The organism is Sphingosinithalassobacter tenebrarum (genome assembly GCF_011057975.1).
In the GTDB taxonomy this organism is placed as follows: Bacteria; Pseudomonadota; Alphaproteobacteria; order Sphingomonadales; family Sphingomonadaceae; genus Sphingomonas; species Sphingomonas tenebrarum.
The window spans coordinates 1,319,149-1,329,187 of sequence record NZ_CP049109.1; the positions used below are offsets into that span (position 1 = coordinate 1,319,149).

Here is a 10,039-nt window from a genome sequence, read left to right on the forward strand (position 1 = left end):
CTCAAGAGCGATTTCGCATGTTCCACGGTGGCGTGGTGCCGCTTCTGGCATTCTCCGGGAGGAATGCTTAAATGGTGCTGCGGACCTTGAAGGGGCTTGCCCATGTTTTTGCGGCTGAAAGCATATCTGGATTCGATCAAGGCGCGCGATCCCGCGCCGCGGTCGCGCATGGAAATCCTGCTCTATCCCGGCGTCTGGGCACTCTTCTATCATCGCGTGGCGCATCGATTCTACCGGCGCGGCTGGTATTTTGCGGCGCGCGCGGTCAATCACTGGTCGCGCTGGCTGACTGCGATAGACATCCATCCCGGTGCGAAGATCGGGCGGCATTTCTTCATCGATCACGGCTTCACGGTGATCGGCGAGACCGCCGAGATCGGCGATGACGTCACCATCTATCAGAACGTCACGCTTGGCGGGACGAGCCCCGACAACGGCGTGGCGGGCAAGCGTCACCCGACCGTTCAGGACGGCGCGATCATCGGTTCCGGTGCGCAGGTACTCGGCCCCATCACGCTCGGCCCGCGCTCCCGCGTCGGCGCCAATGCAGTGGTGACGAAGGACGTTGCCGAAGGCGCAGTCGTCGTCGGCATCCCCGCGCGCCCGACATTGGTCGAGGCGGAGACCTGGCAAAAGGAATTCGTCCCCTACGGCACGCCGTGCAGCGAGATGTTCGATCCCGCGACGCAGAAACTGGAGATCATGCGTTGCGAGGTCGAGACGCTGCGCAAGCGGCTCGACGCATTGATGGCGGAGCGCGAAGGCCAGAGCGAAGAAGGACATCGCGACCGGGCCTGATGGGGAGCGTTACCTCACTTCCGATTTCCAGTCCCGGTCAGGTCGGTTTCGATCGTATCGAGCTTGCGCGGATTCTCGATCTCTATGGTCGCATGGTCGCCGCCGGACACTGGCGCGACTATGCGATTTATTGCGGCAAGGACGCGGCGATCTTCTCCGCCTTCCGCCGTACTGCCGAGCGCCCCGAATTCCGTATCGAGAAGCATCCGGCGCTGCGCAATCGGCAGGGCATGTGGGCGCTGGTCAACGAGAGTGGCGTGATCGTCAAACGCGGCTACGAACTCGGCCCGGTGCTCGCCCCTGTCGAACGGCGGTTGATGAAGCTGGTCGGCGATTAGGCTGGGTCGTCGGCTTCGGGCAGGCGCACTGCGAAGACCGTCAGCCAGAGCCCGAACACCAGCTCGCCGAGCAACGGCAGAAAGGCGACGGGACGCGGGATCGCATCCGAAAACTCGGGAAAGACGATGCCACCGCCGTGATTGACCAGATGCACCGCGCCGCCAAGCATCATCAATGCGCCGACAGGCAACGGTACGCGCCGTGAGCGCCAGTAGAGCCAGCCGATCAGCATGCAATAGACGCCGAAGAAGATCAGGCTCACCCAGAATCGCGCGCCGTGAAAGCGCAGCGCCAGTGCCGCGAAATCAGCTGGAGCGATGCTGGCGATCAGATCGGTCGGAAGCAGCAGCGGGATCTCGCCTGCCGCGAGGACGGCGATGCCGATCAGGCTGAAACCGGCGGCGACGGCGGACAAATGCGGCCGGGCTTCGCGCAGGATCATGTAGAGGAGCGCCGTCACGACGATATAGGCGCTGAGCATCACCATATCGGCCAGGATGGCGGTGCGGAGCAGCAGAGCATCGTCCGATGCGCGCGCGAACATCTGTCCATATACGCCCGCGACGATCGTCAGCAGGTAGAACAGGCCGGCGGCCCGCGCCGGGAAGCGCAGGCCGCCGGGACTGGTCTGGGACGATGCCGTCATGCCAGCGCGGGCTGCTGAACCGGGGGCAGGCGGGTTTCGAGCCCGCCGAGCAGCCCCACCACGCCGCGCCGCATCGGTTGCCAGAAGGCCGACAGGGTGAGCAGAGCCGATCCGATCACCAGCGCCGTCAGCGCCGCGCTCAGCTCGACTGCGCCGGTCTGCGCGAAGATCGCGTAAAGCGCATAGAGCACATAGACGAGCGAGGAGACGAGCAGCGCGCGGCGATCCACCGCCAGCGCCACACTGGCGAACCCGACGTACAGAATGATCACGACTGCAGCCATCGCGATCGGAATATCGCCGTCGAAGACGCCAATCAGATGGAAGACCGGATGCGCGATCAGCGGCGCGGCGAGCAGATGCAGCCAGAAGGCGACGTCCGACCGGCGCGTGCGGCGCTCGAGATCGCTCATGTCCCAGCGCATCGCGAAGGCGAAGACGATCAGCCCGGCGACCAGCGCCATCCAGTAGAGCCAGTTTTCCGCCCCCGGAACCACCGCGACGATGATGCCGATGGCGATGCCGACCAGCGCCATCGCACCCGCCGCGACGGTGATCGGCACCATGAACCGACGCCAGTGGACGTAGGTGGCGATTGCCGTCGCGACGCCGATCAGCGCGAGGATAACGCCGCCCGCCTGGCGATGTGCCATTTCCCCACGCAGGCCGAAGGTCGCTTCGATCCAGGGCGCGTTGATCACGAACATGCCGGCAAAGCTGCCAAACGCGCCGCCGACGAACGCCAGCAGCAGCAATATGCTGGGCAGCGCCATGCGCCGCCGCCGGGTGAAATATTCGGCTAGCAGCCAGCTTGCGGCCGCCACCGACAGCGAGCCGCCCATCATCAGCCCTCCGATCAGGCGCGGCGATTCATGCTGTTCGTTGAGCAGCATCTTCGCCAGATCGGCGCCGAGCCAGGCGACTGCGGCGAGCACCAGCGCCGCCGCGATCGCGACGAAAATGTCGTTGAAGCCGGTCAGCAGCTTGAAATGTTCTTCGTCGACCGCCGGCGCCTCGCGCGCCTCGGCAACATGGTTTCGGAATGCATTGGCGGCATCGGGGGAGAGCACTCCCGCCTCCACGGCCGCCGCGAGATCGCTTTCGCTGTACATGGCTATCCTCCCTGCAATTCGAGAAGAGTAGCATTAGTGTATTGATACGGCAATACACCCAGTTTCGCGTGATCGCAGTTAGTTGGGTAGCGAGCCGCTCCCTACCCTGCCAACTTCTTCATGATCGACATCGCCTGTTCCGATCCCGACTGCGGCGTCATCTCGCCCTTGCGGTCGGTGATTTCGGCCCAATGCGCGGCGACGCCTTCGGGGCTGAGCTCCTCGCCCGTGAGCGCCACGCCCTGCGTCAGCGTCACATAGGCGGCCTGGAACACGCCTGCGCCCGCGCCGAGAATCGCGTTGGTCGGGGCGTGTTCCGACACCAGGAACAGTGCGGCCGGTGCGACGCTTTCGGGAGTGAACAGCTTGAATGCTTCCTCGGGGAAGATGTCTTCGGTCATGCGCGTGCCCGCAGTCGGAGCAAGCGTGTTGACCTTGATATTATACTTGGCGGCTTCGAGCTGGAGCGTTTTGGTAAGCCCGGCAAGGCCGAGCTTCGCCGCGCCGTAATTGGCCTGGCCGAAATTGCCGTAGAGACCGGTCGAGGACGCGGTCATCAGGATGCGGCCATAGGCCTGTTCGCGCATCGTCTCCCACACCGCCTTGGTGCAGTTGGCCGATCCGTTGAGATGGACGTCGACGACGAATTCGAAATCCTCGGGCGCCATGTTCGCGAAGCTCTTGTCGCGCAGCACGCCGGCATTGTTGATCAGGACATGGACACCGCCCCAGGCTTCTTTCGCCTTCGCGACCATCTCGACCATCTGGTCATATTCGGTGACGCTGCCCCCGTTCGACATGGCGGTTCCGCCGGCAGCCTTGATTTCCTCGACGACCTTGAGCGCGGCATCCGAGTGACCGGTGCCGTCGCGCGAACCGCCCAGATCGTTGACCACCACTTTCGCGCCGCGTCGCGCGAGTTCCAGCGCATAGGCGCGGCCCAGGCCGCCGCCGGCGCCGGTAACGATGGCGATTTTGTCGTCGAAACGGATGGTCATCTGTCTGCGCTCCCGATGGATATGGGGGCGCTCCTATCGTGGATTTCGGGACTTGGGAATTGTCGCGGCAGCGACGCTACGGCAGGGCGGGGGCGGCGAGCGCCCCCCCGGCGCCATCAAACCCCCGAATCGAGCGAATAGCCCGCCGAGCGCACCGTGCGGATGATGTCGGGGCGACCGTTGATGTTGATCGCCTTGCGCAGCCGCCGAATGTGCACATCGACGGTGCGCGATTCGATATCGGCATCATGCCCCCATACCGCGTCGAGAAGCCGTTCGCGCGAAAAGACCCAGCCGGGATGTTCGAGGAAATGCTTGAGCAGGCGAAACTCGGTCGGGCCAAGCGGGATCACTTCCCCGCCGCGGCGCACCTTGTGCCCCACCGTGTCCATTTCGATGTCGCCATAGGTCAGCTGCTCGCCGGCAAGGGCGGGGCGCACGCGACGCAGCACTGCGTTTACGCGCGCCACCAGTTCGCGTGGGGAGAAGGGCTTGGTGACGTAATCGTCAGCGCCGGTTTCGAGGCCGCGAACGCGATCCTCTTCCTCGCCGCGCGCGGTGAGCATGATGATGGGCACGTTCGCCGTGTCCGCCGAACGGCGAAGCCGACGGCACACTTCGATGCCGGACAGGCTTTCCACCATCCAGTCGAGCAGCACGATGTCCGGCGCCGATTCCTTGGCGAGCAGCAGGGCTTCCTCGCCGTCCGGCGTCTGCCGGACGTCGAAATCCTCACGCTTGAAATGATAGGTGAGAAGTTCCGCCAGCGCGGCGTCGTCCTCGACCAGCAGCATCTTCACGCGAGCCATCTAATTTCCTGTCGATTCAGTTGGACAGCGGACTGTCGCCGCGTTCGCGCTCGTCCATATGTTCCCCGGTCGCGGCGTAATAGACCATTTCGGCGACATTGGTGGCATGGTCGCCGATCCGTTCGAGATTCTTGGCAACGAACAGCAGGTGCGCCACCTGCGTGATGCTCTTCGGATTTTCCATCATGAACGTCACCAGCGCGCGGAAAATCGAATTGTAGAAATCGTCGACTGTCTTGTCGCGCTTGCAGACCGCGATCGCGGTTTCGGCATCGCGCGCGGCAAAGGCATCGAGCACGTCACGTAGCATGTCGCTGGTGATCGCCGCCATTGCCGGCAGCACCGACAGCGGTTCGATCGTGCCGTGATCCTCGATGATCGCGACACGCTTCGCAATATTCTTGGCATAGTCGCCCGCGCGTTCGAGCACGCTGGCGATTTTCAGCGCCGCGACGATTTCGCGCAGATCGTCCGCCATCGGGGCACGCAGCGCGATCAGCCGGATCGCCAGCCGTTCGATTTCGCTTTCGATATCGTCGATCCGCTGGTCGCCCGCAATGATGTCGCGCGCCAGCTGGAGGTCATGCTTTTTCAGCGCGTCGATCGCGCCGGTGACGGCCTGTTCGGCAAGGCCACCCATCTGCGCGACCAGGCCGCGCAGCTGCGTAAGTTCCTCGTCGAATGCCTTGACGGTATGTTCGTTCAAGCTGGCCATCTCCTTCTCCGGTTTCGCGCGGCTCAGCCGTAGCGGCCGGTGATGTAATCCTTCGTCCGCTCTTCGCGCGGATTGGTGAAAATGTCGGACGTCACACCATATTCCACAAGGTTTCCGAGGTGGAAAAACGCCGTGCGCTGCGAAACGCGTGCTGCCTGTTGCATATTGTGCGTGACGATCACGATTGCGTAATTGCCCCGCAATTCGTGGATCAGTTCCTCGATCTTGGCGGTCGCGATGGGGTCGAGTGCCGAGCAGGGCTCGTCCATCAGAATGACTTCGGGATCGACGGCAATGGCACGCGCGATGCACAGCCGCTGCTGCTGGCCGCCCGACATGGCGGTCCCGCTGTCGGTCAGGCGATCCTTGACTTCCTCCCACAGGCCGGCGCGCTTCAGCGAGCGTTCGACGATCTGGTCCATGTCGGCCTTGGAAGCCGCCAGCCCGTGGATGCGCGGGCCGTATGCGACATTCTCGTAGATCGACTTGGGAAAAGGATTGGGCTTCTGAAACACCATGCCGACGCGCGCGCGCAACTGCACCACGTCCATCGACGGGGCGTAGATATCTTCGCCGTCCAGCGTGATCTGCCCCTCGACGCGCGCAGCCGCGATCGTGTCGTTCATCCGGTTCATCGTCCGCAGGAACGTCGATTTGCCGCAGCCCGACGGACCGATGAATGCCGTTACATGGTCCATGTCGATGTCGATCGACACGCCTTTGATGGCGTGCGTCGCGCCGTAATAGACGTGAACGTCGCGCGCGGTCATCTTGATCGGCGCGGTCGTATCGACCGCGTCCGCATTCTCGCGGGCCGTCTGGGCGAGGTCAGTGTCGGTCAGATCATTCACCAGCGAGTCTCGAATTTGTTGCGTAGGTAGATGGCGAGGGCGTTCATCGCGAGGAGGAACAGCAGCAGCACGATAATAGCCGCAGAAGTCTTTTCGACGAAACCGCGGCTGACTTCATCGGACCAGAGGAAAATCTGGACCGGCAGCACCGTGGCCTTGTCGGTCAGCGTGTCGGGCGGCGTGGCGATGAAGGCGCGCATGCCGACAAGCAGCAGCGGCGCGGTTTCGCCCAGCGCGCGCGCCATGCCGATGATCGTTCCGGTCAGGATGCCTGGCAATGCCAGCGGCAGGACGTGGTGAAACACAACCTGCACCTTGCTGGCGCCGATGCCGAGCGCGGCGTCGCGGATCGAAGGCGGAACCGCCTTGATCGCATTGCGGCTGGCGATGACGATGACGGGCATGATCATCAGCGCGAGGGTCAGACCGCCGACCAGCGCTGCAGAGCGCGGCAGCAGCGGGCCGAATTTCTGCCCGAACAGTGTCCAGCTGCCGAGGAACACGGCAAGGCCGAGCAGGCCGAAGATGATCGAAGGGACCGCGGCGAGATTGTTGATCGACACCTCGACCAGGTCGGTCCAGCGGTTCTTCGGAGCATATTCCTCGAGATAGATCGCCGATAGCACGCCGATCGGAAAGGCGATGATGAACGTCACGAACATCGTGAACAGCGAGCCCTTGAGCGCGCCCCAGATGCCCACCTGGGTCGGGTCGGTCGAGTCCGAAGCGCTCAGGAACTGCCAGTTGAAGCCTTCGCCGATCGCACCCTCCGCCTGAAGCTGCGCTACCGCGGCCTCGGCTTCTGGCGAGCCTTCCTCGCTTACTGCGCGATCGATCTCGGCCGAAGCGGGAACGCTGATCACAGCCTGCCGATCGAGCAGCGACGGATCGTCCTTGATCGCCTCCCGGACCGAAAGCCACGCATTTTCGGAGATGAATTCCTCGCCGCCCGGTCCGAAGGCGATCACCGCAGCTGTACTCACGGTGTTTTCGAGGCCCGCGCCCGAAAGCGCCAGATCGGCGCCGGGTTTGCTCAGCGACTCCTTGTCGACTTCCATGCCGGTCTGCGGGAAATTGATGGGCAGGGCGATTTCGGTGCGGAAGAAACCGCCGAAACCCTGCGACACCATCGTTACCAGCAGAAAGGCGAGGAAGGCGGCCGACATCACCACGGCAGCCAGCCCGAGCAGCTTGAACCGGCGTTCCTTGGCGTAACGCTTGCGGATGCGGCGACGCATCGCATCGGTCGTCCAGTCGGTCGGCTTGCGCGCGGGCGCCGCGTCGCCGCCGGCGCTCGGCAGTTCGGGCATCAGCGGATCACTCATATGCTTCCCGGTATTTCTTCACGACGCGCAGTGCGACGATGTTGAGTGCAAGCGTCACCAGGAACAGAGTGAGGCCGAGCGCAAAGGCGGCGAGCGTCTTGGGACTGTCGAAGGCCGCGTCCCCGGTCAGCAGGTCGACGATCTGCTTGGTGACGGTGGTGGTGCTGTCGAAGGGGTTGAGCGTGATGTTCGCTGCGCCCGAGGCGGCCATCACCACGATCATCGTTTCGCCGATCGCGCGGCTGACCGCGAGCAGCACGCCCGCGACGACGCCCGGCAACGCGGCGGGAACCAGCACCCGCCCGATCGTCTCGCTGGTGGTCGCACCGAGCGCAAGGCTGCCGTCGCGCATCGCGGTCGGTACCGCCGCGATCGAATCGTCGGCCATCGAGGAAACGAACGGGATGATCATCACGCCCATCACCACGCCGGCCGCCAGCGCGCTTTCGGAAGAGGCGAATTCCATGCCCAGCATGACGGCGAGGTCGCGCACCGCCGGCGCCACGGTGAGCGCCGCGAAATAGCCGTACACCACGGTCGGTACGCCCGCGAGGATCTCGAGGATCGGCTTCATCCAGCGACGCACGCGCGGCGCGGCATATTGGGTGAGGTAGATCGCGCTCATCAGGCCGAAGGGGATGGCGACGAGCATCGCGATCACCGCGCCGATGAAGAAGGTGCCCCAGAAGAGCGGTACCGCGCCCAGCGATGCCCCCGGATCGGTCGAATCGATTACCTGCGGCGCCCAATGGGTGCCGAACAGGAAGTCGGTGACCGGCACCATCGAGAAGAAGCGCAGCGATTCGCGAACCAGCGACAGGAAGATGCCGAGCGTCGTCAGGATCGCGATCAGCGATGCCAGCATCAGCATCACCATGATAATCCGCTCCACGCGCGTGCGTGCTTCGAAGCCCGCCCGGATTCGCGTGAACCCGAAGGCGCCGCCTGCGAATGCCAGCAACAGCGCGACCAGCGTGCCCATCCAGGCATAATGCGACTGAGCTTCGGCCATTGCCGGGGCGAGCTGTTCTGCAAGCGGATTGAACGCGCCCATTCCGGGATTTGCGGCGAGCCGTCGCGCCTCGGCCAGGATCGCCTGCCGCTCGAAATCGAAATCGGGAAGCTGCGCCGCGGCGGGATGCGCCATCACCGCCTGTGAAACCAGTCCGGGCTCGATCATCGACCAGGCGAGCAGGAACAGGATCGGCGGAATCACGGTCCACAGCGCCACATACCAGCCATGCTGGGCCGGCAGCGAATGCAGCCGGCGTCGGCCGCCGCGATCGAAACGAGTCGCGCGCGCCCGGGCGGTGAGCCAGCCAATCAGGCCAAGGCCCACGATCAGAAAGACCAAAGTTGAAAATGTCACTGCCGAATCGTCTCGCCTTCTGGACCGGGATGAAGCTGCTTTGGCCTATTCCAGGGTATTCGGATCAAGCGGAATCTGTTGCTCGATAACGTTGGAAGCCTGATCGCGCACGCTTTGCGGCGCCGCGATCAGCCCGCGCTTTACCAGATCACCGTCCGGGCCCCACATCGTCGAATAGAGGCGCAGGAATTCCTTGAGACCCGGTACCGCGTTGAGATGCTTGCTCTTCACATAGATGAACAGCGGCCGTGCGCCCGGGTAGCTGCCGCCGGCGATGGTTTCATAGGTGGGAGCGACACCCTCGATCGGGATACCGCGCAGCCGGTCCTGATTTTCCTCAAGATAGCTGTAGCCGAAAATGCCGATCGCATTGGGATTGGCCGCCAGTTTCTGAACGATCAGATTGTCGTTCTCGCCTGCGTCGATATAGGGCCCGTCGGTACGGATCTGGATGCAGACCAGCTTCTTCTGATCGCCGGTCTGTTCCTCGATTTCGGGAAAGGCCTCGACGCAGCCCGGCTCCATGATCAGCTCGGCAAAGGCGTCGCGCGTCCCGCTGGTCGAGGGCGGGCCGTACACCTGAATCGGGATTTCCGGCAGGTCGGGGTTCACGTCGTGCCACGTTCGCGCGCTGTTTTCGTCCTTCCCCATCGGGTGGGCGGCGAGCGCGAGATAGATGTCCTTCTTCGTCAGTTCGAAGCTCGGGCCTTCCTGCGATTCGGCCAGCGCCACCCCGTCCATGCCGATCTGGATTTCCATCACCGGCACGACGTTGTTGTTCTGGCACTTCATATATTCGGAAAGCTTCATCCGACGCGATGCGTTGACGAGATCGGGATAGTCGACGCCCACACCGTCGCAGAACCGCGCCATACCGCCGCCGGTGCCGGTCGATTCGATCACCGGCGCGTCGCGATTGGAGTCCTGATTGCGGAACGCTTCGGCCACGCGCGTGGTGAAGGGATAGACCGTCGAAGAGCCGACCGCAGTGATCTGCGTGCGCATGCCGCCATTCGAATCGCCACACGCCGCCAGCGTTGCCGCCAAGGTCATGGTGAGTGCCAGCCTGCCCAGCAT

The 10,039-nt window shown here is 63.8% G+C and carries 11 protein-coding genes; 2 read left to right on the forward strand and 9 right to left on the reverse strand.

The window, feature by feature from the left end; translation table 11 throughout:
• Positions 1 to 102 precede the first annotated feature (102 nt).
• Together epsC and G5C33_RS06535 are read left to right on the forward strand one after the other, a co-directional pair.
• The gene (gene epsC / locus G5C33_RS06530) at positions 103 to 798 is read left to right on the forward strand and encodes a serine O-acetyltransferase EpsC (protein ID WP_165326476.1); all 696 of its coding nucleotides are present in this window, start codon (positions 103 to 105) and stop codon (positions 796 to 798) included.
• Positions 798 to 1,136 (forward strand): DUF2794 domain-containing protein, encoded by a 339-nt coding sequence (locus G5C33_RS06535; protein ID WP_165326477.1) that lies wholly within the window; start codon positions 798 to 800, stop codon positions 1,134 to 1,136. Before epsC ends, G5C33_RS06535 begins: the two co-directional genes overlap by 1 nt.
• Here the strand turns inward: G5C33_RS06535 and G5C33_RS06540 are convergent.
• From G5C33_RS06540 to G5C33_RS06580, 9 genes are all read right to left on the reverse strand, one after another.
• Positions 1,133 to 1,783 (reverse strand): DUF4386 domain-containing protein, encoded by a 651-nt coding sequence (locus G5C33_RS06540; RefSeq protein ID WP_165326478.1) that lies wholly within the window; start codon positions 1,781 to 1,783, stop codon positions 1,133 to 1,135. The two genes, G5C33_RS06535 and G5C33_RS06540, sit on opposite strands and share 4 nt — an antisense overlap.
• Positions 1,780 to 2,895, reverse strand: coding sequence for a hypothetical protein (locus G5C33_RS06545; protein ID WP_165326479.1), 1,116 nt, complete (start codon positions 2,893 to 2,895; stop codon positions 1,780 to 1,782). Before G5C33_RS06545 ends, G5C33_RS06540 begins: the two co-directional genes overlap by 4 nt.
• Positions 2,896 to 2,996: 101 nt before the next feature.
• Positions 2,997 to 3,893 carry an SDR family NAD(P)-dependent oxidoreductase gene (locus tag G5C33_RS06550; protein ID WP_165326480.1) on the reverse strand — a complete coding sequence of 299 codons (897 nt, stop codon included), beginning with the start codon at positions 3,891 to 3,893 and terminating at the stop codon, positions 2,997 to 2,999.
• Positions 3,894 to 4,009: 116 nt separating this feature from the next.
• Positions 4,010 to 4,702: a phosphate regulon transcriptional regulator PhoB gene (gene phoB, locus G5C33_RS06555; RefSeq protein ID WP_165326481.1), complete on the reverse strand. Its 693-nt coding sequence runs from the start codon at positions 4,700 to 4,702 to the stop codon at positions 4,010 to 4,012.
• A gap of 16 nt (positions 4,703 to 4,718) precedes the next feature.
• Positions 4,719 to 5,417: a phosphate signaling complex protein PhoU gene (gene phoU, locus G5C33_RS06560; RefSeq protein ID WP_165326482.1), complete on the reverse strand. Its 699-nt coding sequence runs from the start codon at positions 5,415 to 5,417 to the stop codon at positions 4,719 to 4,721.
• A 23-nt stretch (positions 5,418 to 5,440) separates the two neighbouring features.
• Positions 5,441 to 6,187: a phosphate ABC transporter ATP-binding protein PstB gene (gene pstB, locus G5C33_RS06565; protein WP_228275277.1), complete on the reverse strand. Its 747-nt coding sequence runs from the start codon at positions 6,185 to 6,187 to the stop codon at positions 5,441 to 5,443.
• Between the two features lie 77 nt (positions 6,188 to 6,264).
• Complete coding sequence (gene pstA, locus G5C33_RS06570; RefSeq protein WP_165326483.1) at positions 6,265 to 7,593, reverse strand: phosphate ABC transporter permease PstA; 1,329 nt, start codon at positions 7,591 to 7,593, stop codon at positions 6,265 to 6,267.
• Positions 7,586 to 8,962 carry a phosphate ABC transporter permease subunit PstC gene (pstC, locus tag G5C33_RS06575; RefSeq protein ID WP_165326484.1) on the reverse strand — a complete coding sequence of 459 codons (1,377 nt, stop codon included), beginning with the start codon at positions 8,960 to 8,962 and terminating at the stop codon, positions 7,586 to 7,588. The genes pstA and pstC overlap by 8 nt, the downstream gene beginning before the upstream one ends.
• 45 nt (positions 8,963 to 9,007) lie before the next feature.
• Entirely contained in the window at positions 9,008 to 10,039 is a 1,032-nt protein-coding gene (locus G5C33_RS06580) for a substrate-binding domain-containing protein (RefSeq protein ID WP_165326485.1), read from the reverse strand.

What these genes read in the sequence shown, in the direction of transcription:
- G5C33_RS06550 (WP_165326480.1), bottom strand. Translation starts at nt 3,893, where the DNA reads ATGACCATCCGTTTCGACGACAAAATCGCCATCGTTACCGGCGCCGGC.
- pstA (WP_165326483.1), bottom strand. Translation starts at nt 7,593, where the DNA reads ATGAGTGATCCGCTGATGCCCGAACTGCCGAGCGCCGGCGGCGACGCG.
- G5C33_RS06580 (WP_165326485.1), bottom strand. Translation starts at nt 10,039, where the DNA reads ATGCTGGGCAGGCTGGCACTCACCATGACCTTGGCGGCAACGCTGGCG.
- epsC (WP_165326476.1), top strand. Translation starts at nt 103, where the DNA reads ATGTTTTTGCGGCTGAAAGCATATCTGGATTCGATCAAGGCGCGCGAT.
- G5C33_RS06535 (WP_165326477.1), top strand. Translation starts at nt 798, where the DNA reads ATGGGGAGCGTTACCTCACTTCCGATTTCCAGTCCCGGTCAGGTCGGT.
- pstB (WP_228275277.1), bottom strand. Translation starts at nt 6,187, where the DNA reads ATGACCGCGCGCGACGTTCACGTCTATTACGGCGCGACGCACGCCATC.
- phoB (WP_165326481.1), bottom strand. Translation starts at nt 4,702, where the DNA reads ATGGCTCGCGTGAAGATGCTGCTGGTCGAGGACGACGCCGCGCTGGCG.
- G5C33_RS06540 (WP_165326478.1), bottom strand. Translation starts at nt 1,783, where the DNA reads ATGACGGCATCGTCCCAGACCAGTCCCGGCGGCCTGCGCTTCCCGGCG.
- phoU (WP_165326482.1), bottom strand. Translation starts at nt 5,417, where the DNA reads ATGGCCAGCTTGAACGAACATACCGTCAAGGCATTCGACGAGGAACTT.
- G5C33_RS06545 (WP_165326479.1), bottom strand. Translation starts at nt 2,895, where the DNA reads ATGTACAGCGAAAGCGATCTCGCGGCGGCCGTGGAGGCGGGAGTGCTC.